General features: G+C 71.6%; 20 protein-coding genes. 13 read left to right on the top strand and 7 right to left on the bottom strand.

Features of this window, described 5'->3' with window-relative positions; all coding sequences use genetic code 11:
- Window positions 1–24 precede the first annotated feature (24 nt).
- From ABZ406_RS05270 to ABZ406_RS05245, 6 genes are all read left to right on the top strand, one after another.
- Window positions 25–1086 carry an alpha/beta hydrolase gene (locus tag ABZ406_RS05270; protein WP_357756078.1) on the top strand — a complete coding sequence of 354 codons (1062 nt, stop codon included), beginning with the start codon at window positions 25–27 and terminating at the stop codon, window positions 1084–1086.
- 126 nt (window positions 1087–1212) lie between these two features.
- Window positions 1213–3003, top strand: coding sequence for a 3-hydroxybutyryl-CoA dehydrogenase (locus ABZ406_RS05265; protein WP_357756077.1), 1791 nt, complete (start codon window positions 1213–1215; stop codon window positions 3001–3003).
- A 40-nt stretch (window positions 3004–3043) separates the two neighbouring features.
- On the top strand, window positions 3044–3538 hold the full coding sequence (locus ABZ406_RS05260; protein WP_357756076.1) for a SigE family RNA polymerase sigma factor: 495 nt from the start codon (window positions 3044–3046) through the stop codon (window positions 3536–3538).
- Window positions 3535–4593 (top strand): hypothetical protein, encoded by a 1059-nt coding sequence (locus tag ABZ406_RS05255; protein WP_357756075.1) that lies wholly within the window; start codon window positions 3535–3537, stop codon window positions 4591–4593. The genes ABZ406_RS05260 and ABZ406_RS05255 overlap by 4 nt, the downstream gene beginning before the upstream one ends.
- 30 nt (window positions 4594–4623) lie before the next feature.
- Window positions 4624–4947, top strand: coding sequence for a hypothetical protein (locus ABZ406_RS05250; protein WP_357756074.1), 324 nt, complete (start codon window positions 4624–4626; stop codon window positions 4945–4947).
- 90 nt (window positions 4948–5037) lie between these two features.
- Window positions 5038–5847: an alpha/beta hydrolase gene (locus ABZ406_RS05245; protein ID WP_357756073.1), complete on the top strand. Its 810-nt coding sequence runs from the start codon at window positions 5038–5040 to the stop codon at window positions 5845–5847.
- A 35-nt stretch (window positions 5848–5882) separates the two neighbouring features.
- Here the strand turns inward: ABZ406_RS05245 and ABZ406_RS05240 are convergent, their stop codons facing one another.
- Together ABZ406_RS05240 and ABZ406_RS05235 are read right to left on the bottom strand one after the other, a co-directional pair.
- Window positions 5883–6983, bottom strand: a complete 1101-nt coding sequence (locus ABZ406_RS05240; RefSeq protein ID WP_357756313.1) for an AI-2E family transporter — start codon at window positions 6981–6983, stop codon at window positions 5883–5885.
- A 144-nt stretch (window positions 6984–7127) separates the two neighbouring features.
- Window positions 7128–7292 carry a DUF397 domain-containing protein gene (locus ABZ406_RS05235; protein ID WP_357756072.1) on the bottom strand — a complete coding sequence of 55 codons (165 nt, stop codon included), beginning with the start codon at window positions 7290–7292 and terminating at the stop codon, window positions 7128–7130.
- A 260-nt stretch (window positions 7293–7552) separates the two neighbouring features.
- Here ABZ406_RS05235 and ABZ406_RS05230 point away from each other — a divergent pair, with 260 nt between their 5' ends.
- Window positions 7553–8527 (top strand): hypothetical protein, encoded by a 975-nt coding sequence (locus ABZ406_RS05230; protein WP_357756071.1) that lies wholly within the window; start codon window positions 7553–7555, stop codon window positions 8525–8527.
- A gap of 72 nt (window positions 8528–8599) precedes the next feature.
- On the opposite strand, the gene ABZ406_RS05225 is transcribed toward ABZ406_RS05230, so the two are convergent.
- The 4 genes from ABZ406_RS05225 to mce form a co-directional block, all read right to left on the bottom strand.
- Window positions 8600–10708: a hypothetical protein gene (locus ABZ406_RS05225; RefSeq protein WP_357756070.1), complete on the bottom strand. Its 2109-nt coding sequence runs from the start codon at window positions 10706–10708 to the stop codon at window positions 8600–8602.
- Window positions 10709–10885: 177 nt separating this feature from the next.
- Window positions 10886–12148 carry a DivIVA domain-containing protein gene (locus ABZ406_RS05220; protein WP_357756069.1) on the bottom strand — a complete coding sequence of 421 codons (1263 nt, stop codon included), beginning with the start codon at window positions 12146–12148 and terminating at the stop codon, window positions 10886–10888.
- A gap of 356 nt (window positions 12149–12504) precedes the next feature.
- Window positions 12505–13860: a crotonyl-CoA carboxylase/reductase gene (ccrA, locus tag ABZ406_RS05215; protein ID WP_357756311.1), complete on the bottom strand. Its 1356-nt coding sequence runs from the start codon at window positions 13858–13860 to the stop codon at window positions 12505–12507.
- Window positions 13861–14230: 370 nt separating this feature from the next.
- Window positions 14231–14707 (bottom strand): methylmalonyl-CoA epimerase, encoded by a 477-nt coding sequence (gene mce, locus ABZ406_RS05210; RefSeq protein WP_357756068.1) that lies wholly within the window; start codon window positions 14705–14707, stop codon window positions 14231–14233.
- Between the two features lie 61 nt (window positions 14708–14768).
- On the opposite strand from mce, the gene ABZ406_RS05205 reads away from it, so the two are divergent.
- The 6 genes from ABZ406_RS05205 (at window position 14769) to ABZ406_RS05180 (ending at window position 22090) form a co-directional block, all read left to right on the top strand.
- The gene (locus ABZ406_RS05205) at window positions 14769–15968 is read left to right on the top strand and encodes an acetyl-CoA C-acetyltransferase (RefSeq protein WP_357756067.1); all 1200 of its coding nucleotides are present in this window, start codon (window positions 14769–14771) and stop codon (window positions 15966–15968) included.
- Between the two features lie 55 nt (window positions 15969–16023).
- On the top strand, window positions 16024–17028 hold the full coding sequence (meaB, locus tag ABZ406_RS05200) for a methylmalonyl Co-A mutase-associated GTPase MeaB (protein WP_357756066.1): 1005 nt from the start codon (window positions 16024–16026) through the stop codon (window positions 17026–17028).
- Between the two features lie 218 nt (window positions 17029–17246).
- Window positions 17247–17660, top strand: a complete 414-nt coding sequence (locus ABZ406_RS05195; protein ID WP_357756065.1) for an Asp23/Gls24 family envelope stress response protein — start codon at window positions 17247–17249, stop codon at window positions 17658–17660.
- Between the two features lie 123 nt (window positions 17661–17783).
- Window positions 17784–19472: a methylmalonyl-CoA mutase family protein gene (locus ABZ406_RS05190; protein ID WP_357756064.1), complete on the top strand. Its 1689-nt coding sequence runs from the start codon at window positions 17784–17786 to the stop codon at window positions 19470–19472.
- A gap of 197 nt (window positions 19473–19669) precedes the next feature.
- The gene (locus ABZ406_RS05185) at window positions 19670–20593 is read left to right on the top strand and encodes a tetratricopeptide repeat protein (RefSeq protein WP_357756063.1); all 924 of its coding nucleotides are present in this window, start codon (window positions 19670–19672) and stop codon (window positions 20591–20593) included.
- 69 nt (window positions 20594–20662) lie between these two features.
- Window positions 20663–22090 (top strand): arginase family protein, encoded by a 1428-nt coding sequence (locus ABZ406_RS05180; RefSeq protein ID WP_357756062.1) that lies wholly within the window; start codon window positions 20663–20665, stop codon window positions 22088–22090.
- Between the two features lie 171 nt (window positions 22091–22261).
- Here the strand turns inward: ABZ406_RS05180 and ABZ406_RS05175 are convergent, their stop codons facing one another.
- A complete protein-coding gene (locus tag ABZ406_RS05175; protein ID WP_357756061.1) occupies window positions 22262–24226 on the bottom strand; it encodes a penicillin-binding transpeptidase domain-containing protein in 1965 nt (654 codons plus the stop codon).
- Window positions 24227–24245 lie beyond the last annotated feature (19 nt).

Raw genomic sequence — 24245 nt, 5'->3', positions numbered from 1 at the left:
GACGCCCGTGGCAGCATGCCGCGGATGGAGACCGAGCAGCGGACCGTGACGGCCAACGGCATCACCCAGGCGGTACGGGTGGCCGGCCCGCCGGACGGCACACCGGTGCTGCTGATCCACGGCAACTGCTCGTCGGCGCTGTTCTGGGAGCCGCTGGTCCGGCGGCTGCCAGCGACGCTGCGGGTGGTCGCCCCCGACCTGCGGGGGTACGGCGACTCGGCTACCGCACCGGTGGACGCCACCCGAGGGCTGCGGGACTTCGCCGACGACGTGGCCGCCCTGCTCGACGACCCGACCCTCTTCGCCGCCGACGCGCGCCCGGTGGTGGTCGGGCACTCCCTCGGCGGCGGGGTGGCGATGCGCCTCCTCGTCGACCATCCGGCCCGGGTGGGGGCGTTGCTGCTCGCCGCACCGGTCTCCCCGTACGGCTTCGGCGGCACCCGCGACCTGACCGGTACGCCCACCACCCCCGACTTCGCCGGCACCGGCGCCGGCACCGCGAACCCGGACTTCATCGCCCGCCTCGCGGCCGGCGACCGGAGCGCCGACGCGCCCGCCAGCCCACGGGCCGTGCTACGAGCCACCTATGTGGCCGATCCCACGTCGTTGGGCGAGGACGAGGATCTGCTGCTGGACACCGTGCTCTCCACCGCCACCGGGGACGACAACTACCCGGGCACCGCGGTGCCGTCGGAGAACTGGCCGGGTACCGCGCCGGGGGAGCGCGGAGTGCTCAACGCGCTCGCGCCGACCTGGTTCCGGCTCGCCGACGAGCTGGTGGCCGTCGCCGAGAAGCCACCCGTCACCTGGGTACGCGGCGACGTCGACGTCATCGTCTCGGACACCTCGCTCTTCGACCTGGCGTACCTGGGCTCACTGGATCTCGTGCCCGGCTGGCCCGGCGCGGACGCCTGCCCACCGCAGCCGATGGTCGGCCAGACCCGGGCGGTGCTCGACAGGTACGCGGCGGCCGGCGGCTCGTACCACGAGGTGGTGCTGCCCGGCTGCGGTCACAGCCCGCACCTGGAGCGCCCGGCCGAGTTCGTCGCGGAGTTGCTGGCCCTGACCAGCGTGGCGACCGCCTGACGGCGCGGCGGCGCCGTGGGTGAAATAGGCCACGGCGTCTCGACAACCAAGCGTCACGTGGCAGACTCGCGCGCATAACCTTAGCGGCCGTTCAGTGGCCGTGCGGAGTCTCTGGGGAGGCCGGTCGTGGCGCGCGAGTTCAGCACCGTTGGCGTGGTGGGACTGGGCACCATGGGTGCCGGCATCGTCGAGGTCTTCGCCCGCAACGGCATCGACGTGTTGGCAGTGGAGATCTCCGAGCCGGCGCTGGAACGCGGCCGGGCCACCCTCAAGGGCTCCACCGACCGGGCGGTCGCCAAGGGCAAACTCGCCGAGGCGGACCGCGACGCCCTGCACGAGCGGGTGCACTTCGCCGTCGGGCTGGACGCGCTGCACTCCGTCGACCTGGTCATCGAGGCGGTGCCCGAGCACCTCGACCTCAAGCAGCGGATCTTCGCCGAACTGGACCGGGTCTGCCGGCCGGAGACCATCCTCGCCACCAACACCTCCTCGTTGAGCGTCACCGAGATCTCGGTCGCCACCAGCCGACCCAACCAGGTGATCGGCATCCACTTCTTCAACCCGGCCCCGGTGATGAAGCTGGTCGAGGTGGTCCGCACCGTCGTCACCGCCCCCGAGGTGGTCGCCGACGTCGAGGCGCTCTGCGCCCGGCTCGGCAAGGTCGACGTCACGATCAACGACCGGGCCGGCTTCATCGCCAACGCGCTGCTCTTCGGCTACCTCAACCACGCCGTCGGCATGTTCGAGGCGCACTACGCCACCCGGGAGGACATCGACGCCGCGATGAAGCTCGGCTGCGGCCTGCCGATGGGCCCGCTGGCGTTGATGGACCTGATCGGCCTGGACACCGCGTACGAGATCCTGGACACCATGTACCGCCGTGGTGGGCGGGACCGCCGGCACGCCCCGGTGCCACTGCTCAAGCAGATGGTGACGGCGGGGCTGCTCGGCCGGAAGTCGGGCCGGGGCTTCTACACCTATGAACGGCCCGGTTCCCCGGTGGTCGTACCGGATGAGGCGACGCCGCCGGCCACCGAGGCCGCGCTCGCCGACGGTGCGCGCGCCATCACGAAGGTCGGCGTGGTGGGTTCCGGAACCATGGCCACCGGGATCATCGAGGTCTTCGCGAAGGCCGGCTACGAGGTCGTCTCGGTGACCCGTGGCATGGAGAAGTCCGCGACGGTCTGCGAGGCGCTGAAGACCTCACTGAACAAGGGCGTGGTGCGCGGCAAGCTCACCGAGGCCGACCGCGACGCCGCCCTCGGCCGGATCAGCTGGTCCGCCACGCTCGACCACCTCGCCGACGTCGACCTGGTGGTCGAGGCGGTCGTCGAGGAGCTGAGCGTCAAGAAGGCCCTCTTCGCGAGCCTCGACGAGATCTGCAAACCGGGCGTCGTGCTGGCCACCACCACCTCGTCGCTGCCGGTGATCGACGTGGCGATGGCCACCCATCGACCGGCCGACGTGGTGGGGCTGCACTTCTTCAACCCGGCCCCGGTCATGCCGCTGGTCGAGGTCGTCCGCACCATCCGCACCTCCCCGGAGGCCACCGCCACCGCCCGCGCCGTCTGCGCCGCCCTCGGCAAGACCGGCGTCGTCTGCGGCGACAGGTCCGGCTTCATCGTCAACGCGCTGCTCTTCCCGTACCTGAACGACGCAGTGAAGATGCTCGAGGCCAGCTACTCGACCGCCGACGACATCGACCACGCCATGAAGCTGGGCTGCGGCTACCCGATGGGCCCGTTCGAGCTGCTCGACGTCGTCGGGTTGGACGTCTCCCTGGCCATCCAACGCGAGCTGTACCTGGAACTGCGCGAGCCGGGCTTCGCGCCCGCCCCGCTGCTGGAGCACCTGGTCACCGCCGGTTACCTGGGCCGCAAGACCCGCCGGGGCTTCCGCGACCACTCGCACCGCTGACCGCGTCAACGCCCGCGGGTGTCCACCGCGTCTGCAGAGTGTGACCTTCGAGGAGTACGTCAGCAGCCGGGGCCCGGCGCTGGTCCGGCTCGCCCGGCTACTGACCGGTGACCAGCACCGGGCCGAGGACCTCACCCAGGACGTGCTGTCCCAGGCGTACGTGCAGTGGCGCCGGATCGCCCGCGCCGATCGGCCCGACGTGTACGTGCGCCGCATGCTCGTCAACGCCAACATCTCCTGGTGGCGTCGCCGGTCCAACCGCGAACTGGTCGTCGACACCTTCGCCGAACGGGCGCACCGTGGCGACCTCGGCGGTGAGGCCGCCGACCGGGACGAGATGTGGCGGCTGATCCTCGGCCTGCCCGACCGTCAGCGGGCGGTCCTCGTGCTGCGGTACTACGAGGACCTCGACGACTCCACCATCGCGCAGATCCTGGACTGCTCGCCGGTCACCGTCCGCACCCACGCGATGCGGGCACTCGCCAACCTCCGGGAGCGCTGCGGCGCCCCGGCCACCAACGGGAGCCGACCGTGACAGACCTCGACCAGCGAATCGACCAGACGCTGCGCGAGCGCGCCGAGGGCGGTGTCGACACCGACCGGCTGCTGGCCGTTGCGGTCACCCGGGGCCGTGCCCGGGTACGCCGTCGGCGCACCACCGCCGGCACCGCGCTCGGTGTGGCGGCGGTGCTCGGCCTGGGCGTGGCCATCGGTCCGGGGCGGCTGCTCGACTCCGGTCCGGACGTCGTGATTCCGGGCCTGGGTCTACCCGCCGACCCCCCGGTGTCGGTGGTGCCGCCCCGGGCCGACGGTGTGCCGGGCGCTGCCGCCCGACCGGATCTGATCGGCGCCGATCCGCAGGTGCTGCACTTCGGGTTCGCCCCGGATGGGCTTCGATACCTCTCCTGGTCGGTGCAGAACGGTGTGGAGATGGCACGTCTCGACGTGGACGGACGTCCGGTCACCCTGGAGCTGTCCGGGTCCACCGAGGCGCTGCCCCCGCGCGCGCAGGGCCTGCCGGCGGAGCTGGTCCCGGACCTGGTCACCAATGGCGTCTTCGACGGGTCGGTGGCGCGCGCCAAGGGTCCGTACGGCGTCACGGTCTGGCTGCGGCACTGGCAACCCGCCCCCGGGGTGTACGCGCGGGCCAGCGCCGTCGCCGACGACGACCGGGACCTGTTCGACGTGGCCGCCGCGTTGCGGCTCGACCAGGCGCACCGCTGCGGTGGTCCGCTGCGGCTCACCACAGTGCCGGCGGGCGCCCGGGTGAACAGGTGCGAGGTGACGGTGGCGCCGTTCCCGGCCGCATTCGGTGTGCACCTGATGGTCTCCGGCACCACTGTCGGCGCCGTTCAGGTCCAGCTCCAGTACGCGCGCAGCATCAACGGAAGCCGCCCCGAGGGCAACCGGACTCTCGGCGGCAGACCGGGCTACGCCGCTCCCCAGGGCACGGAACTCGAACTGCTCGGTTTTCCCCAGGCCCACCTGACCGCGAACTGGATGGGTCAGGGGTACGACGAGGACGACGCGGCCACCGTGTTGGGCGGGGCGCAGGTCGCCGCGCACCTGGACCGACCCGCGACCTGGTGACCGCCCCGGACGGCCGTACGCTTGGTGACTGTGAGCCCCCGTCGCAATCGCCCTCGCCGGGACGACAACGCCAACCTGGACGCCGATCGCGTCCGGCAGGGCGTCGCCTCGGTGCAGCAGTGGACCGACGGCGCGTGGCAGGTGCGCGGGATCGGCGGGGGCGCGTCGGTCAAGACGTACCGTTGCCCCGGCTGTGACCAGGAGATCCGGCCCGGGGTGGCGCACCTGGTGGCCTGGCCGGCGGACGGCCTGGGTGACCTGACCGACCGGCGGCACTGGCACAGCGGCTGCTGGCGTGCCCGGGACCGGCGCGGGCCCGCGGTGCAGCGCGGCCGGGGCAGCCCGCGCTACTGAACCACCCGCCCGCGCTGCCGCGTAGCGACCTGGGTCACCCTGTTCGTGCCTGAGCGGGCGGCGGCGGAGACTTCGCGACAGACTGGGGCGGTGAGCACAGCGATCCGCGCGTCGTCGATCCTGCCCGGCCGCCGGGAGGACATCGAGCTGCACACCGCCGACGGTCTGCGGCTGGTCGGTGAGCTGGCCCTACCGGCCGACCGACCGCCGGTTGCCACCCTGGTCTGCCTGCACCCGCTGCCCACCCACGGCGGAATGATGGACAGCCACGTGTTCCGCAAGGCGGCCTGGCGGCTGCCCGCACTCGCCGACCTGGCGGTGCTGCGGTTCAACACCAGGGGCACCAGCAGCGTCCGCGGCACCAGCGAGGGAGCTTTCGACGGCGCGGTGGGCGAGCGGTACGACGTCGCCGCCGCCATCGAGTACGCGGAGTTCGCCGAGCTGCCCAACATCTGGCTCGTCGGCTGGTCGTTCGGCACCGACCTGGCGCTGAAGTACGGCTGCGACCCGGCGATCGCCGGCGCGATCCTGCTCTCCCCGCCGCTGCGCTTCTCCGCCCCCGAGGACCTGACCACCTGGGCCGACTCGGGTCGGCCGCTGGTGGCGCTGGTGCCGGAGTTCGACGACTACCTGCGCCCCACCGAGGCGCGGGAGCGGTTCGCCGCCGTGCCGCAGGCCGAGGTGGTCGGGGTGCCGGGTGCCAAGCACCTCTGGGTGGGCGACGCGGAGACGGTGCTCGACGAGATCGTCAGGCGGGTCAACCCGGCCGTCGAGGTGCCGCTGCCGACCACCTGGGACGGCCCGATGGAGGCCGGCGACGTCAGCGCGTACGCCGACCGGACGGTGGCCGCCTTCTCCGACACCCCCGTCCCCGGCCCGGCCGCCACCACAGCGGACTGACCAGCCGCCCCTTCCGGGGGCGGGCCGGTCGACGCTCAGCGGCGCTCCTGGCGGGGCAGCACCACCTCGCGCAGGATCAGTTGCAGGGCGGCCACCGTGGGGATGGCGATCAGCGCGCCCACCACACCCAGCAGCGACACCCCGAGCAGCGCGGCCAGCAGGGCGGCCACCTCGTTGACCTCCACCGAACGCCGCATCACCTTCGGGTAGATGACGTAGTTCTCCACCTGCTGGTAGACGAGGAAGAACACCGCGCAGGCGATGCCGGTGGGCAGGTCGGCGGCGAAACCGACCAGACTCACGATCACCGCGCCGAGGGTGGCGCCGATCTGTGGGATCAGGTCGGTCACCGCGACCACCACTGCCAACGCGAACGGGTACGGCAGGTCGACGATCAGCGCGAACACGAACGTGGTCGCGCCGGCCAGCACCGCGATGCTCAGCGCGCCCACCATGTACGCGCCCACCTTGGCGAGGATCTCGTCGCCGATCAGCTGCACCCGCTGCCGCCGGGACCGGGGCACCAACGAGTAACCGAGTGAGCGAAGCTTGTCGAAGTAGGCCAGGAAGTAGATCGTCAGCACCAGCACCGTGAGCGTCCGGAACACCGTGCCGAAGATCAGTTGAGCGCCGCCCAGCACCCCGCCGAGCGCCCGCCCGACCGTCTGCGCGTTCGCCGCGCCCTGCACCCGCTCCACCACGTCGTACCGTTCCACCAGATCATTGACCGTCGGGTTGCGGCGCAACTCGTCCAGCAGGCTCGGGATCTGGTCGATGAACTGGCCGGACTGGGTGACGATAGGCGGGACCAACGCCACCACGCCGCCGCAGAGCAGCAGCACCACGGTCAGGGCGACAGCCGCCACCGCCAGGCCGTGCGGCACACCCCAGCGGCCCAGTCGGGCCACCGCCGGGTTGAGGCCGACCGCGAGGAAGAGCGCGATCACCACCAGCACGAGGATTCCGCCGGCATTGCGAATCCCCAGATAGAGGGTGTACGCCAGCAGCACGCCGAGCGCACCCGTGAAGCCGAGCAGGAAGCTGCTGCGGCGCAGTGGCCGCCCCGGTGTGCCGAACTTCCCGGACGGCACCGCCGGCGGCTCCTCCGGGTCGACTCCCGGGGCGGGGACCGGCACCGGCGGTGGCGTCGTCGCTGTCAGTGGTGTCTCGGCGGGCGTTGGTGTCTCCGCCGGCGGTGGGTTCTTCGGTGACGGAGGACCGGGGGTCAAGTTCCTGTCGTCGCCGGACGCGTCCTGCTGTGGCACCACCGACCTCCCGGCTCAGGCCGTCGGACGACTGGTGACGGCCACGAACACCAGCACCGGACCCGCCGGGTCCCTGCTGTCCCGCACCCCCACCGTCCCGGGCAGGTTGTCCGCCACCGCGACGCTGTCTCCGCTGCCAGTACGGCTGGACGTGCGCCACAGCGCGCCGGTCAGGTCCATGAGGTCACAACTTTCTTCGACAGGTCGATCGACTGGCGGCGGGCCGACGCACCGTTACTGATCATCGCCCAGCGCGCCAGCAGCGTAGCCACCTCATGGTCTCCATCGCCCACGAGACCGTCAATCCGGTGCTCCCTGTGTGCACCCGACCACCGTCGCCGGTGGGATCGGTGCAGATCTTGGACAGTTTCCGTCACGCGCTGACGGTAAGTGTCCAAGATCTGGTGGTGCGGCGGCCCGCAACGGCGAAAGCTGTTCGGATGCTGCCCGCCGATGACGCCGATGCACTCGACTGGCTCGCCTTCGAGCAGGCCGGCGTGCTGACGACCGCGCAGGTCCGTGGCCTGCTCAGCGAGGCGCGGGTACGGGGTCGGATTCGCTCCGGTCGGTGGCGGTCGATCTGTCGCGGGATCCTGCTGGCCGGTAACGGCCGACTCACCCGAGACCAACAGCTCTGGGTGGCGGTGCTGGCAGCCGGGCCGGGGGCGGTGCTGGCCGGGGTGTCCGCCGCCGCCGAGGCCGGGGTACGGGGACTGCGACGTGAGCCGCTGCACGTGCTGGTGCCGGCAGCCCGCCGTGCCGCGCGGACCACACTGCGTCGACTCCCGATCGACATGCCCGCCGTGCTGGTGCATCGCACCACGGTTTTACCCGAGGCTCATCTTCAACGGGCCCGCCCACCGCGCACCACGACGGCGCGGGCCCTGGTGGACGCGGCGGGATGGGCGGCCGGCGTGGACGAGGCGCAGGCGGTCCTGGCCGCCGGTTGTCAGCAACGACGGGTGCTGCCCGAGGAGTTGCAGGCAGTACTCGACGTCCTCCCTCGGGCCCCCCGTCGACGCCTGATCGGGCAGACCGTCAGCGACATCGCCGGCGGCGCGCAGGCGCTCTCCGAGATCGATTTTGTCCGGCTGTGCCGCCGACACCGGTTGCCCGCCCCCGACCTGCAGGAACATCGGATCGACGCGGCCGGCCGGAATCGCTGGCTGGACGCGTACTGGCGGGAGTGGAGGGTGCAGGTCGAGATCGACGGCGCACACCACATGGACGCCAGGCAGTGGGTGGCCGACATGCGTCGGCAGAACGACGTCTGGACCGCCGGCGACCGGATCCTGCGCTTCCCGGCCTGGCTGGTCCGCGCCCGCCCGGACGAGGTCGCCGACACCGTCCGCCGTGCCCTCGTGGCGGCCGGCTGGACCCCCACGACACCGCTGCGCCACCGCACCCAGAAATGAATCTTGGACACTTTCCGTCAGCCGATGACGGAAAGTGTCCAAGATTTCGAAGCTCGGACGGGCGGACGCCCGTCACTCCTTTTCGATGGTGACCTTGCTGGGCTTGGCGCTGCGCTCGTCGGTGGTCGGCTTGCTGGGTCGCTTGCCGTTCTCACCGGTGCTGGTGATCCTGGTGGGCTTGGCGCCCCGGCCACCCTCGCCCGGTACGGCGGCCACTGTCGGCTCGCCGTCCACCCCGGCGCTGGCCGTACCACCGTCCACCGTGGTCACCGGCTCGGCCACCGGCCGCGTCGTGGACTGCCCGGACTCGTCCGCGCCCGCGTTCACCGGCTGCCTGGTGTCGGCGGGCTCGGCCTTCAGCCCGGTGCCCGCGCCTGACCCGGCGCCTGTGCCTGACCCGGCGGCCGCGCCTGCCGAAACGCTCACGCCGTCGTCCCCACCGACGGGCGCACCCGCGCTCGCGTCGTCCGCCGCGTCCGGTGCGGTGGGGCCGTCGATCGGGCCGGCGACACTTTGCAACCGCAGCTCGGACATCTGACGCTGGAACTCGTCGGACTCCTGCCGGGCCTTCCAGGTTTCCTGACGCAGATCCGCCAACTGCTGCTGAGCCTGAGCGATCTCCAGCATCACGTGGGCCAACTGCTGCCGGCCCGCCGCCGACTCCTGCTGGGTCGCCGCCAGGTGCTGCTGGGTGGTGGCCAGGTGCTGCTGCGTGGTGGCCGCGTACTCCTCGAACTGTCGCCGGGACGCCGCGACGTGCTCGTCGGCCTTGCGGCGCTTGTCGCCGGCCTCGGTCTCGGCCCGGCGCAGCAGCTCGGCGGCCTCCGACTCGGACCGCTGGCGCAGCGCCGTGGCGTCCTGCTCGGCGGCCTGACGGATGCCGGCCGCGCCCTGCTCGATCTCGTTCTTGCGAGCGGCGTACTCGGTCTCCAGCTCGTCCTTGCGGCTGGAGTACTCGGTCTCCAACTCGTCCCGACGACTGGTGAACCCGCCCTCCAGCTCCTGCTGGCGGCTGGCAAACCCGGCCTCCAGCTCCTGCTGGCGGGCCGCGTGCTGCTTGTCCAACTCGTCGCGACGCTTGGCGAACTCCTGCTCGGCCGCTGACTGTCGCTGCGCCAACTCCCGGTCGGCAGCCTCCCGACGGGAGTTGACCTCCTGCTCGACCCCGGCCCGCCACGCGCCCAACTCCTGCTGGGTCTGCGCCCGGGTGTGCTGCACGTACGCCTCGGTCTCGGAGCGCATCCGCTGCACGTACGCCTCGGTCTCACCGCGGCTGCGCTTCGCCGACTCGGTGGCCTGGGTCGTCAGCCGCTCGACCTCCTGCTGCGCCTTGGCGCGGGTGGCCCGCCCGGCCATCGACGCGTCGTCGATGATCTGCTTGGCCTCCTGCTGCGCCTTGGCGTGCGTGGCCCGCCCGGCCTCGGTCGCCGTGTCGGTGAGCCGCTTGGCCTCCTGAAGCGCCTTGGCATGCACCTCTTTGGCAGCATCGCGCAGGTCGCTGGCCTCCTGCCGAGCGTTGGCCAGCGTCTCGCGGGCCGTCTCGCGCAGCTTGGTGGCCTCCTGCTGGGCGCGGGTGTGGATCTCCTTGGCGGAATCGCGTAGCTGGGTGGCCTCCTGCTGGGCCTTCGCCAGCGCGTCCTGCGCCGCCTTGCGCAACTGCGCCGACTCGTCCTTGGCCGACCGCAGGGCGGCATCCGCCTCGGCCCGCTGGGCGGCGCTGTGCCGCTCCTCCTCCGCGCGCCGGGCGGCGAGGGCGATCTCGAAGTCCTTCAGAGCCCGTGCGGCCTGCTCGCGGGCTTCCTCGATGATGTGCTCGGCAGCGGCACGACGGGCTTCGATCTCCCCGTTCGCGTCGGCGAGAATCTGCTCGGCCTGCTCCTCGGCGAGCGTGAGGATCGACTCGACCCGCGGGCCGAGGTGCCGGAACGACGCCCGGTCGACCACGTTCATCTGCTTGCGCACCTGCGTCAGGTCGCGTTGCAGAACCTCGACCTGGCCGGCGAGCTTGTGGATCTGTGTGTACGCCTGTTCCCGTTCCGATGCGAGGGTCGCGATCTCGTGCTCGGCACGCGCGACATACCGGTCGACCTGTTTCTTCTCGTACCCCCGCAGAGCGGACTCGAAGCTGGGCTCCGTCGTCACGTCCCCGCCGAGAGCGAACAGTTCCTCGCCGTGCGACATGCCCCCATCCTCACACGCAACCGGTCCTGCTGGGGCGATACGGACGGGCCTTGTGGGAGCTACTTCACTTCGTTGCGGCCACCGGATACCACGGGCTGGGAAACGCACACGGCGCGAGATGGCACCGGTTACCCGGTGTCACCTCGCGCCGTCGATGCCCCGAACTGACGCCTCGCGTCAGCCGGCAGTCTCCGCGGGCACCCGCTCCTGACCGCCGTCCGTCTTCTTTGCTTCCGGCTTGGCAGCCGGAGCGGCCTGCGCCGGCATTCCCGGAACGATTCCGGCGAGCCCGGACAGCATCTGACCCAGCTGCGAGGTGACCGCGTCCTTCTGCCGGGTGAGGTCGTCGACCTCGCGGCGGGCGGCCTGCGTGGTCAGCTCCGCCTCGGTGCGGGCCTCGGTCAGCAGACGCTGCGACTCGGCCTTAGCCTCGTGGAGGGTCTTCTCCGAGTGCGCCTTGGCCTTGTCGACGGTCTCGGCGGCGTTGCGCTCCGACTCGACCCGCCGCGCCTCGGCGCGCTGCTCGATCTCCTTGGCCCGCTCCTGCGCGGCCCGGGCCCGCTGCTCGGCCTCGCTGACCATTTTCTGGGTCTGCGCGACCTGGGCGGCGTGCCGCTCGGACTCCTCGCGCTCGGCCTTCTCCCGCCGCTCGGCCAGCTGGAGCTCCAGGGCCTGCAGGTCCTTGTCGCGCTTGTCCCGCGCGTCGGTGAGCAGCTTGGTCGCCTCGGCGCGCTTCTCCTCGGCCTCGCGGGCGGCCTTCGCCCGCTGCTGGGTGATCTCCCGCTCGGCGGTGGCCCGGAGGGTGGCGACCTCCCGCTCGACTGTCGACTTCAGCTCGGCCACCTCGTGCGCGGTGACCGTACGCAGCTGCTTGGTCTCCCGGTCGGCGTCGGCGCGCAGCGTGTCGGCCTCGCGGCGGGCCTGCACCCGAACCTCGGCGGCCTCGCGCTCGGCTGCCGTGCGCAGGTTGCCCGCCTCGCGCTCGGCGCTCGCCTTCATGGCCGCAGCCTCGGCGCGGGCCTTGTCGGTGATCTCACGGGCCTCGAGGCGGGCGGCGGAGAGGATGCCCTCCGACTCGCGCTTGGCCTCGTTGCGGTGGTCGTTGGCCTGCTCCTCGGCGAGCCGGAGGATCTGCTCGACGCGGGTGCCGAGACCGGAGAGGGTGGGCCGGCTGTTCTCTTCGAGCTGCTTGTTCGTGTCGGTGAGCTTCTGCTCCAGCGCACTCATGCGCTGCTCGGCCTGGCGGAGTCGACGCTGGGCGTCGTTCATCCGCTGCTCGGCCTCGGCACGTGCCTGCTCGGACTGGGTCAGCGCGGCGGTCATCCGGCCGAGGAAGTCGTCGACCTGATGGGTGTTGTATCCGCGCAGGCCAACGGTGAAATCTGGCTGCGAGTTCGCGTTATCGAAGAACGCGAGAGGGGAGGACTGCTGCTGGGGCATTGGGACATACTGGCAGACGCCCCAGGGTGCTTCGCAAGAGCGGTGCGAAGCTTTCGTGCCCTCTTTACATGGTCAACTCCCGCCATCGGCGAGGTTGGACCAATCGGCGGTCTTGGCAGGTCCCGGCCTGTCGGACGCCACGCAGCGTGACGCGGAAAAGGGCCCCGGGGTTACCCCGAGGCCCTTTGTTCGATCCGGGTGGGTTATCCGCTAATGGGGGCGGAAGAACAATGAGCGATCGGCGCAATGGTCATCCGGCGTTCCACCGTCCGGCCGGGTGCCGCAACCGGTCGTACCGGTCAGCAGCCGGGGACCGGCGGGTGCCGCGCGGTTGGCCCCGGGACCGACGGTGCCGCTCACTGACCCCGGAACCGGTTGATCGCGTCCTCGTGCCGGGCCCGCAGCTCACCGTCGCGGACGCCCAGCCCGTCGGTGGGTGCGAGGCAGCGCACGCCGACCTTGCCCTGGTGGGCGTTGCGGTGCACCTCGTACGCGGCCTGGCCGGTCTGCTCCAACGGATAGGTGCGCGACACCGTCGGGTGCACCTTGCCGAGCGCGACCAGGCGGTTGGCCTGCCACGCCTCGTGGTAGTTGGCGAAGTGGCTGCCCACGATCCGCTTGAGGTGCATCCACAGGTAGCGGTTGTCGTACTGGTGCTGGAAGCCGCTCGTGGAGGCGCAGGTGACGATGGTGCCGCCGCGCCGGGCCACGTAGACGCTCGCGCCGAAGGTCTCCCGACCCGGGTGCTCGAACACGATGTCCGGGTCCTCGCCGCTGGTCAGCTCGCGGATCCGCTCGCCGAAGCGCCGCCACTCGTCGGTGTCCTGGGTCTCCTCGTCCTTCCAGAAGCGGAAGCCCTCGGCGGCCCGGTCGATGACCAGCTCCGCACCCATCCGGCGGCACAGTTCGGCCTTCTCCGGTGAGGACACCACGCAGACCGGGATAGCGCCGCCGTTGAGCGCCATCTGGGTGGCGTACCCGCCGAGTCCGCCGGAGGCCCCCCAGATCAGCACCACGTCGCCCTGCTTCATGTTGGCACCGTGGTGCGAGACGAGCTGCCGGTACGCGGTGGAGTTGACCAGCCCGGGGCTGGCCGCCTCCTCCCAGCTCAGGTGCCGTGGCTTGGGCATCAGTTGGTTGGCCTTGACCACTGCCAGTTCGGCCAGCCCGCCGAAGTTGGTCTCGAAGCCCCAGATCCGTTGCTGCGGGTCGAGCATCGTGTCGTCGTGACCGGCCGCGTCCTCCAGCTCGACGGACAGGCAGTGCGCGACGACCTCGTCGCCGGGCGCCCACCGGGTCACCCCGGGGCCGGTGCGCAGCACCACGCCGGCCGCGTCCGAGCCGACCACGTGGTACGGCAGGTCGTGCCGGCGGGTCAGCTCGGAGACCCTCCCGTAGCGCTGAAGGAACCTGAACGTGGAGACCGGTTCGAAGATGCTGGTCCACACCGTGTTGTAGTTGATGGCGCTGGCCATCACCGCGACCAGCGCCTCGCCCGGCGCGAGTTCCGGCGTCGGCACCTCCTGCACGTGCAGAGCCTTGCGCGGGTCCTTGTCCCGGGTGGCCATGCCGTCGAACATCCGGGACTCCTCGGCGCGGACCACCACGCCCCGGTAGCTCTCCGGTACGGGCAGTCCGGCGACGCCGGCGAGTTCGCGGTCCGGGTCGTTCGATTCCTCCGCCGCCATGATCGCTTCGAGGATGTCCTGCACGGTGACCTCCGGTTCGTCCGCACCCGCACGGGCCCGGGTGCTGCCATCGTCGGCGCCGGTGGGCACGACCCGCCATGTCGGCATTCGACACATCCGGCACCGGTCGCGCTCCTGTGGGGCCGGACGTTACTGAACGGTAGCTAGGCCGGGAAGTCCTCTGTGAAAAACTGCATCCGCCGATGCGTGAAGGTGTCCAGCCACCCCGCCAACCGCGCACTGACGTGCGCGCCCGCCCGATTCGACGGACCGCCACCCCCGTTGATCAAGAGCTTTCGGTCATCTGAAGGGCCGAGGCTGACGCAAACCTCTTGATCAACAAGGCGAGGGCGCGGGGCGCCCGGGGGCGGGGGCAGTGGGGGGGGGTGGGGGGTCAGTGGGGGGTGGGGGCGGGTTGGACGAGTTCGACGAGGACGCCGCCGGCGTCCTTGGGGTGGACGAAGTTGATCCGGCTGTCCGCGGTGCCACGCCTCGGGGTGTCGTAGAGCAGGCGCATGCCGCGCTCGCGGAGCGCCGCGCAGGCCGCGTCGATGTCCACCACGGTGTACGCGACCTGCTGCACGCCCGGCCCGTTGCGGTCCAGGAACTTCGCGATCGTCGACTCCGGGGTGAGCGGGGCGAGCAACTGCACGCAGCCGCCCTCGGTGGTCGGCCCGACGGCCAACATCGCCTCCCGAACGCCCTGCTCGGCGTTGGTCTCCACGTGGACGCAGCGCATCCCGAACGTCCGCTGGTAGAAGTCGATCGCGGCGTCCAGGTCGGCCACGGCGATCCCGACGTGGTCAATCTTGCGAAGCCCGATGTCTGTGACGTAGTCCGCACCGGGCTCGACGGGGGAGTTCTCTGCCATGGCGCTAGTCTGGCCGAACAATCGTTAAGGCGTACAGCTCGGCACCCCTTCGGAGGCAGGCATGGCTTCGGTGATCGTCAGCGGCGCGCGGACCCCGATGGGCCGGCTGCTGGGCAACCTCAAGGACCTCCCGGCCACGAAGCTCGGCGGGATCGCCATCAAGGCGGCGCTGGAGCGTGCCGGCGTCAGTCCGGACCAGGTCCAGTACGTGATCATGGGCCAGGTGTTGCAGGCCGGTGCCGGTCAGATCCCGGCTCGGCAGGCGGCGGTCGAGGCCGGCGTACCGATGTCGGTGCCGGCGCTGACCATCAACAAGGTCTGCCTCTCCGGCCTGGACGCGATCGCCCTGGCCGACCAGCTGATCCGGGCCGGCGAGTTCGACATCGTGGTGGCCGGGGGCATGGAGTCGATGACCAACGCCCCGCACCTGCTGATGGGCCAGCGCACCGGCTACAAGTACGGCGACGTGGTGGTCAAGGACCACATGGCACACGACGGGCTCAGCGACGCCTGGGACTGCTGCTCGATGGGCGAGTCGACCGAGCGGCTCGGCGCCCGGCACGGCATCTCGCGCGAGGAGCAGGACGCCTTCGCCGCCTCCAGCCACCAGCGCGCCGCCGCCGCGCAGAAGAACGGCCACTTCGCCGACGAGATCGCCCCGGTGGTCATTCCGCAGCGCAAGGGTGACCCGCTGGTGATCAGCGAGGACGAGGGCATCCGCCCGGACACCACTGTCGAGTCGTTGGCCAAGCTGCGTCCCGCGTTCGCCAAGGACGGCACCATCACCGCCGGCAGTTCGTCGCCGATCTCCGACGGCGCCGCAGCGGTGCTCGTGATGAGCAAGGCCAAGGCAACGGAACTGGGGCTGACCTGGTTGGCCGAGATCGGTGCGCACGGCAATGTGGCGGGCCCGGACAACTCCCTGCACTCGCAGCCGTCGAACGCGATCAACCACGCCCTGAAGAAGGGTGGCCTGAGCGTGACGGACCTGGACCTCATCGAGATCAACGAGGCGTTCGCGCAGGTCGGCATCCAGTCCATCCGGGACCTCGGGATCAGTGCGGACAGGGTCAACGTCAACGGCGGCGCGATCGCGCTGGGGCACCCGATCGGGATGTCCGGCGCGCGCCTCGTACTCACCCTCGCCCTAGAGCTGAAGCGGCGCGGCGGTGGCACCGGCGCTGCGGCGCTCTGTGGCGGCGGTGGCCAGGGCGACGCGCTGATCATTCACGTGCCGGGAAACACCGCGGCCAGCCGGTGAGCGCGAGGAGCGAGCCGATCTTGCGAGCCCCGCGGGCGCGAACAAAGATGACGCAGTGAGCGAGGCGGTCGAGCACGTCCCGGCGGCGGGCACCACGTCGGTGCGTCGTAGCCGGGACGTACCGCTGCTTGTCGAGCGGGCCCGCGCGGGCGACCCGCGTGCGGTGGCCCGCCTGATCACGCTCGTGGAGAACGGTGACGCGCTGTTGCCGGCGATCGCCGCGGCGCTGGCGCCGTACGCCGGGCAGGCTCAGGTGGTCGGGCTGACCGGCTCGCCCGGGGTGGGCAAGTCGACCACGACGAACGAGCTGGTCCGCGCGCTGCGGACGCGCGGGCACCGGGTGGGCGTGCTGGCTGTCGACCCGTCCAGCCCGTTCACCGGCGGAGCGATCCTCGGCGACCGGGTGCGGATGCAGGATCACGCCACCGACCCCGGGGTCTACATCCGGTCGATGTCCAGTCGGGGGCACCTCGGCGGGCTGGCCGCGGCGACGCCGCAGGCGGTCCGGGTGCTGGAGGGCGCCGGCTGCGACGTGGTGCTTGTGGAGACCGTCGGCGTCGGGCAGGCCGAGGTGGAGGTCGCCTCACTTGCCGACACGACGCTCGTGCTGCTCGCCCCCGGGATGGGCGACGCCATCCAGGCGGTGAAGGCCGGCATCCTGGAGATCGCCGACGTGTTCGTGGTCAACAAGGCCGACCGGGACGGCGTCGACGCCACCGTCCGCGACATTCAGGGCATGATCGCTCTCGGTGAGCGCGGGCCGGGGCAGTGGCGGCCGCAGGTGGTCCGCTCGGTCGCCGCGCGCGGCGAGGGCATCGACGACATCGCCGCCGCCATCGACAAGCACCGGGGCTGGCTGGTCGAGCACGGCGGGCTGCGCCGCCGCCAGGAGGCGCGGGCCGCCGCCGAGATCGAGGCCATCGCGCTCGGCACCCTCCGCTCTCGGATCGGCTCCTTGCGCGACGGTACGGAGTTGGCCACGTTCGCGACGAAGGTCGCCGAGGGTACCACCGATCCGTACACGGCGGCGGACGAACTGCTCGCCCAGCTCGCCCGCTGAGCCGACGACCCGCCCACTGTGGAGGGGCCCGGCCGGCGTGGTCCGGTACCCCCCCGACGTCGTCGCCGGGTGGCCGGTGGGAGCACGCCTACCGGCCGCAAGCGAATGTCACTCCGGTTTTAGTAGGCTCGCGGCGCGTGGCCGGGAGCGAGGCTGCCGCGAAGCGGGCTGACGAACCGGTCGGTCCACAGTGTACCGGGACCAGGGGAGATGTGATCATGACGGACGCGGTGGAGAACGCCGGCGCAGTGCAGCCCGCGACGGGCGCGGCCCGGGGTGTCACGTCGGTTTCCGACGAGGTCGTGGAGAAGATCGCCGGCGCGGCGGCTCGTGCCGTGCCCGGTGTCGCCGATCTCGGCGGTGACGTTTCCCGTTTCTTCAACAGCGTGCTGGACAAGATCGGCCTGGACGAGGTGGGCGACGCCCGCCGGGGCGTCTCGGCCGACGTGAAGGGCAGCTCGGCCGTCATCAACGTGGTCCTCGTGATCGACGCCGGGCACGTCGTGGTCGACGTGACCGAGGCGGTACGGGCCGCGGTGATCGAGGCGGTGGAGAAGTACGGCCTGACTGTCACCCAGGTCAACGTCACGGTTGACGACATCGAGATGAACCAGCCGGGCGCCGGCCTCTGAGGTGTGGCCGCCCGGTGGCTGCCGGGCCGCCCGTTACCCGCCGGTACGGCGTGACTTAGCGATCGTTCAGGTAGGGGCCTTACACTCGACGTGCAGTCGAGGACCCGAGGAGGAGCCCTGCTCATGGACGCCGACGAGATCGACGCCGGACGGGCGCGCTGGCAGGCCCGGTACGACGCCGCGCGCAAGCGGGACGCGGACTTCACCACGCTCTCCGGAATGCCCGTGGAACCTGTCTACGGGCCGCCGGAGGGCGCCACCTATCCGGGCTTCGAACGGATCGGATGGCCGGGCGAATATCCGTACACCAGGGGTTTGTATCCGACCGGCTACCGCGGGCGGACCTGGACGATCCGGCAGTTCGCCGGCTTCGGCAACGCGCAGCAGACGAACGAGCGTTACAAGATGATCCTCGGCGCCGGCGGCGGCGGGCTCTCGGTGGCGTTCGACATGCCGACGCTCATGGGCCGCGACTCGGACGACCCGCAGGCGCTCGGTGAGGTCGGCCACTGCGGCGTGGCCGTCGACACCGCCACCGACATGCAGGCGCTCTTCGACGGCATCGACCTGGCCAGCGTGACCACCTCGATGACCATCTCCGGCCCGGCCGTGCCGGTGTTCTGCATGTACCTCGTCGCCGCCGAGCGGCAGGGCGCCGACCTGTCCACGCTGGACGGCACCCTGCAGACGGACATCTTCAAGGAGTACATCGCGCAGAAGGAGTGGCTCTTCGACCCGGAGCCGCACCTGCGCCTGATCGGCGACCTGATGGAATACTGCGCCGCCGAGATCCCGCGCTACAAGCCGCTGTCGGTGTCCGGCTACCACATCCGTGAGGCCGGCTCGACCGCCGCACAGGAGCTGGCGTACACCCTGGCCGACGGCTTCGGTTACGTCGAGCTGGGCCTCTCGCGCGGGCTGGACGTGAACGTCTTCGCGCCGGGGCTGAGCTTCTTCTTCGACTCGCACCTCGACTTCTTCGAGGAGATCGCCAAGTTCCGTGCCGCCCGCCGGATCTGGGCCCGCTGGCTGCGCGACGTCTATGGCGCGACCAGCGACAAGGCCCTGTGGCTGCGGTTCCACACGCAGACCGCCGGGGTGTCGCTGACCGCGCAGCAGCCGGTCAACAACGTCGTACGCACCGCCGTCGAGGCGCTCGCGGCGGTGCTCGGCGGCACGAACTCGCTGCACACCAACGCGCTTGACGAGACCCTGGCGCTGCCCACCGACGAGTCGGCCGAGATCGCCCTGCGTACCCAGCAGGTGCTGATGGAGGAGACCGGAGTGGTGAACGTGGCCGACCCGCTCGGCGGCTCCTGGTACGTCGAGGCGCTGACCGACAAGATCGAAGCCGAGGCGGAGGAGATCTTCGCCCGGATCCGGCAGCTCGGAGGGGACGGTCCGCACCAGATCGGCCCGATGACCTCGGGGATCCTGCGCGGTATCGAGGACGGCTGGTTCACCGGGCACATCGCCGAGTCGGCCTTCGTCTACCAGCAGGCCCTCGAGAAGGGCGACAAGAAGATCGTCGGCGTCAACTGCCACACGAGCACTACCGCCAAGGAACTGGAGATTCTGCGCATCTCGCACGAGGTGGAGCTGGAGCAGCGCCGGGTGCTCGCCGAACGCAAGAGCGCGCGGGACGAGGAGGCGGTGCGCGCCGCGGTCACCCGGATGATCGCGGCGAGCCGTACCGACGAGAACATGATCCCCGCCATGCTCGACGCGGTCCGCGCCGAGGCGACCCTCGGCGAGATCTGCGACGCCCTGCGAGCCGAATGGGGCACCTACCGAGAACCAGCCCGCTTCTGACCCAAACCCCCCGGCCCGCCCGGGCGCACCCTCACCCCGTCGATCTTGCAGTTTGTGCGGCGGCATAAGGCATGAATGTGGCGTACCGGCGACAGAAAGTGCAAGATCGCTGGGGTGAGGGCCGGGGGCGTGAGAGTTGCAACGTCGGGGTTGCGGGTGAGCTGAGATCGGGGGCTCACGTGCGAGACTAGGTAACCATGAGCGACCCACGGATCACCTCGTCGATCTTCACCCGCGGCGCGGTCGACCTCAGCACGCTGCGTGGCCCCGCACCAGCAAGTACCCGCCCCGGCACGCCCCCGCAGGGCGGCCCGTCCAGCACCGTCCCCGGCGCACCCACAGCCGGCGGTGACACCGCCATCGTGGACGTCACCGAGGCGACGATCCAGACCGACGTGCTCGAGCGCTCGATGGCCACGCCCGTCGTCGTGTTCTTCGGCGCGGCCGGCTTCCCGGAGAGCGACGAGTTCGCCCCGGTCCTGGAGCGGCTGAACGCCGAAGGTGACGGCACCTGGGTGCTGGCCCGTGTCGACGTGCAGGAAAACCCGCGCATCGCCCAGATGTTCCGGGTGCAGGGCATCCCCATGGTCTACGCGGTCGTCGGCGGCCAGCCGGTCGACGCCTTCTCCGGGGTGGTGCCCGAGGCGCAGCTGCGGCAGTGGATCCAAGCCGTGCTCAAGGCCGGCGGCGTGACAGTCGCCGAACCGGAGGACCCCCGCCTCGACGAGGCCGACGACGCGCTGATGAGCGGCGATCTGGACGCCGCCGAGCAGGCGTACCGGAAGATCCTCGCCGACGCCCCGGCGGACGCCGCGGCCACGGCGGGGTTGGCCCAGGTCGGAGTCGCCCGCCGGGTGGCAGGCGCCGACCCGTCCGCCGCGCTGGCCGCCGCCGAGAGCGCCCCCGACGACGTCGCCGCCCAACTGCTGGCCGCCGACATCGAGGTGCTCAGCGGTCTGGCCGAGCAGGCGTACGCGCGGCTCGTCGGTCTGGTCCGGCGCACCGCCGGCGAGGACCGCGAGACGGCTCGCCAGCACCTGGTCTCGCTGTTCTCCATCGCCGGCCCGGACGATCCGGCCGTCGCCTCGGCGCGTCGGGCCCTGGCCAGCGCCCTGTTCTGAGTTCGTAGCACGCCAGTGCGGGCCGGCGTTCCGGCCGGCCCGCCCGACCAACGAGGACGGGAGCTCACGATGCGCCGGATCGCCGTCCTCGACGCGCCGACAAATCTCGGTCTACGGCCGCCGACGCCCACGTCGGTCCCGGGCTGCGCCAAAGCGCCCGGGGCGCTGCGCGACCACGACCTGCTGGCCCGGCTCCGCGCCCGCGACGCCGGCTGCGTCACGCCCGCCCGGTACGACCCGGGCGACTGGCGGCCCGGCGACGGGGTGTGCCACGCCCGGGACATCGCCGACTACTCGCTGGCCCTCGCCGAACGCATCGGCTCGATCATCGACCGGGGCGAGTTCCCGGTGGTGCTGGGCGGCGACTGTTCCGTACTGCTCGGCTCGGCCCTGGCCATGCACCGCCTCGGCGAAGCCGTCGGTGGGCGGATCGGGCTGGTCTTCGTCGACGGGCACTCCGACTTCCGGCACCCCGGCAACGCCTCCTACGTCGGCGCGGCGGCCGGTGAGGACCTGGCCCTGGTCACCGGGCGAGGGCAGGCCGACCTGGCCGCCCTGGAGGGCCGTCGGCCCTACTTCCGCGACATCGACGTGGTGGTGCTCGGCATCCGTGCCCAGGACGAATACCGGCTAGACCTCCAGGCCGCCGGGATCACCACCCGCCCCGTGCCGGCGCTGCGCGCCGAAGGCGCCGCGCGGACGGCCCAGTGGGCGCACGAGCAGCTCGCCGACTGCGCGGGCTACTGGGTGCACATCGACGTCGACGTGCTCGACCCGGCGGTGATGCCCGCCGTGGACGCTCCCGACCCGGGGGGCATCGCCTTCGCCGAGTTGGAAATCCTGCTCGCCGGCCTGGTGGACACACCGCACTGCCTCGGCGTGGAGCTGACCGTCTTCGACCCCGACTACGACCCGGACGGCTCGTACGCGGCCGAGATCGTCAACACGGTGGTCGCCGGTCTGGCACCGGTGACCGCCCCGGAAGCCGTGCCGCCCCGACTGCTGTCGGCCCGAGCGACGCCCTCCCCGCGGCGTGCCGCTTCCACCGATCGTGCACAGCGCTCCGCTGGGGTGGAAGGGCACGACGGTGCCGGGCGGCCCGAGGGGTTCGACGGTGCCGGGCGGCCGAATGGGGTGGGAGGGCTCGACCGTGCCGGGCGGCCCGAGGGGTTCGACGGTGCCGGGCGGGCCAATGGGGTGGACGGGTCTGCGGAGCGGCCGGACGGGCCTGACGCCGTAGATCTTGCCGGCTCCGGTCGTGGCGCGGCCGATGCCGGCCCGGACGACTCGGTGGCGGCGGAGCAGCCGAGCACTGGTGAACCGGCCCATGCCGAGTTGTCGGGGGTTCCGGTCGCGCCCGAGCGTGAGCCGGTCGGTCCGCCCGCCTCGGCCGGGCCGGGCCTGCTTCGGCGCGTCCCGCCGGTCGTTGAGGACACGTCGGGCCAGAGGTCTGCTGTCGAGAACGGCGCAGATCTGCACAAAGCCGACACTGCCTGACCCGATCGTCGGCTTGCCGGCCGCTGATCGAGTCGGTTTCCGTGAAGTCGGCGCATCCGAGCGCTTTGGATGGCGCGGTTTCACGGAACCCGAGTTGATCAGAGCCATGGCCCACCGGCCGGCCGCCCCGGGCGTAGCGGGTTGCCGGCCGGTGCGCGTATGGGATCGAGGTCAGGTGGCGGGGAGGGCGCGGAGGAAGCGCTCGGCGATCGGAACGGCCGAGGCGGTGCTGGCCCCGCCCTTCTCCACGAAGACGGCGAACGCCACGTCACCCCGCCAGCCGACGAACCAGGCGTGGGTGTGGGCCGGGTTGTCGTCGTACTCGGCGGTGCCGGTCTTGCCGTACACCTCGCCCGGCACATCCTTGAGCGCGCTGCCGGTGCCGGCGGTGACCACCTCGCGCATCATCGTGCGCAGCGCCGTGACGGATTCCGGCTTCAGTTGCTCGCCTGCCGGGGCCGGCTTGGCCGGCGCCGGGTCGATCAGCAGCTTCGGCTGCTCGAAGCGGCCACGGGCGACGGCGGCGGTGGCGCCGGCCATGGCGATCGGGCTGACCAGCGTGGTGCCCTGCCCGAACGACGCGGCGGCCTGCTCGGCCAGGCTGCCGCCCGTCGAGACCTTGCCGGTGAAGGCGTCCGTGCCGAGGTCCCATTGACCCTCCAGGCCCAGCGAGCGGCCGGCGGCGGCCAGGCCGTCGCCGCCGAGCTTCGGGGCCAGCGCGGCGAACGCTGTGTTGCAGGACTTGGCGAAGTCGGTGCGGAACGGCACCGAGCCGAGCTCGAAGTTGTCCGAGTTCTTGAACGACCGGCCATCCACAGTGAAGGTCTTCTTGCAGTCCACCGGCCCGTCCAGTGTGACGGCGCCCCGGTCCAGTAGGCCCAACGTGCTGACCATTTTGAAGGTGGAGCCCGGAGGCACCTGGGCGTCGAAGGCCAGATTCTCGCCGGCCGGCCCAGGGCCGTTCGCCGCGGCGAGCACGGCACCGTCGCTGATCCGGAGCGCCACCACTGCCGACCGGCGCGACTCGGCGCGCAGCGCCCCGTCGGCCGCGTTCTGGACGGCCACGTCGAGCGTGGTCTTCAGCGCCTGCCCGGGCTGCGGCTCCCGACGGAACAACTCGGCGCCGGTGGGTTCGAGTTTGCCGTCCTCGGCCGGACGTTCCACCACCACGGTCAGCCCGGGGCCGCCGCGCAGTCGTTCGTCGTAACGGCCCTGAAGCCCGCCGTGGCCGACCAGGTCGCCGACGACGTACCGGTCCGGGTGTGCGGCGAGGTCGTCGGCCTGCGCCGGGTCGACGGTGCCGAGCAGCGCACGGGCGAACTCGCGGGTGGGCGCCAGGTCGATCTTGTCGGTGACGAACTTGGTGCCGGGCAGGTCGTAGATCCGGGGTTTGATCTGCCGGTACGCCTCCTCGCGGAGCGACACCACCTCGACGAAGGCACCCGGCTCGGCCTCGGCCACCCGCTTTGGCAGGTCGGCCAGGTCGACGCCCGGGACCAGCGCCGGACGGATGGCCTTGAACGCCGCGTCGAGGTCCTTGACGAGCTTCTTGATGTCGGCGACCCCGTCAGGTTGCACACCCACCCGGACCACGGTGCGTGGGGTCACCAGCGGCTTGCCGGCGTTGTCCAGCAGTGCGGCGCGGGCAGCGGCGTCGCGGCGCAGCGCCAACCGGTCGCCCTTGGTGAGCTGCTCGTGCACCAGCTTCGGCTCCCAGATCACCTGCCACTGGTCGTCGTCGCCGTGGGCGAGCCGCACCTCCCGGTCGTACGCCCAGCGGGTCTGACCGGGGAGGGCCCACTCCACCTGGACCGTGGTGGTCGCGATGTCCTTGGTGACCTTCGGCTCGCCGCGACGCGTCAGCGTGGGCGGGGTGGCCGCCAACTCGCCGGAAAGTTCCTTGATCTCGCGCGCCACGTCCGCCGACGGCAGTTTCGCGCCGACCGGGTCGATCAGCCCGACCGCCTGGAGGTCGCCGCTGCGCCAGCCCGCCAGGAACGCGTCGACGGTGCGCTGCGGCCCGTCGTCACCCGAGCAACCGACCAGGACGCCCGCCGTGAGCACCGCACTGGTGACGGCGGCGGCCAGGCGACGGGTGGGGTTCGGCCGGTGGGGCCGAGGGTACGACAAGGGCATGAAGCTGGTCCTTCCGATC

This window comes from Micromonospora sp. NPDC005710, from assembly GCF_040630995.1.
Taxonomy (GTDB): domain Bacteria; phylum Actinomycetota; class Actinomycetes; order Mycobacteriales; family Micromonosporaceae; genus Micromonospora.
The sequence above is the reverse complement of the archived record's forward strand: the minus strand, read 5'-3'. Positions and strand labels throughout refer to the sequence as shown.

Coding starts and splice junctions, on each gene's coding strand:
- ABZ406_RS05270 (WP_357756078.1), top strand. CDS start 25: ATGGAGACCGAGCAGCGGACCGTGACGGCCAACGGCATCACCCAGGCG.
- ABZ406_RS05235 (WP_357756072.1), bottom strand. CDS start 7,292: ATGGACCTGACCGGCGCGCTGTGGCGCACGTCCAGCCGTACTGGCAGC.
- ABZ406_RS05230 (WP_357756071.1), top strand. CDS start 7,553: ATGCTGCCCGCCGATGACGCCGATGCACTCGACTGGCTCGCCTTCGAG.
- ABZ406_RS05225 (WP_357756070.1), bottom strand. CDS start 10,708: ATGTCGCACGGCGAGGAACTGTTCGCTCTCGGCGGGGACGTGACGACG.
- ABZ406_RS05220 (WP_357756069.1), bottom strand. CDS start 12,148: ATGCCCCAGCAGCAGTCCTCCCCTCTCGCGTTCTTCGATAACGCGAAC.
- mce (WP_357756068.1), bottom strand. CDS start 14,707: ATGGCAGAGAACTCCCCCGTCGAGCCCGGTGCGGACTACGTCACAGAC.
- ABZ406_RS05205 (WP_357756067.1), top strand. CDS start 14,769: ATGGCTTCGGTGATCGTCAGCGGCGCGCGGACCCCGATGGGCCGGCTG.
- ABZ406_RS05195 (WP_357756065.1), top strand. CDS start 17,247: ATGACGGACGCGGTGGAGAACGCCGGCGCAGTGCAGCCCGCGACGGGC.
- ABZ406_RS05190 (WP_357756064.1), top strand. CDS start 17,784: ATGGACGCCGACGAGATCGACGCCGGACGGGCGCGCTGGCAGGCCCGG.
- ABZ406_RS05185 (WP_357756063.1), top strand. CDS start 19,670: ATGAGCGACCCACGGATCACCTCGTCGATCTTCACCCGCGGCGCGGTC.
- ABZ406_RS05180 (WP_357756062.1), top strand. CDS start 20,663: ATGCGCCGGATCGCCGTCCTCGACGCGCCGACAAATCTCGGTCTACGG.
- ABZ406_RS05175 (WP_357756061.1), bottom strand. CDS start 24,226: ATGCCCTTGTCGTACCCTCGGCCCCACCGGCCGAACCCCACCCGTCGC.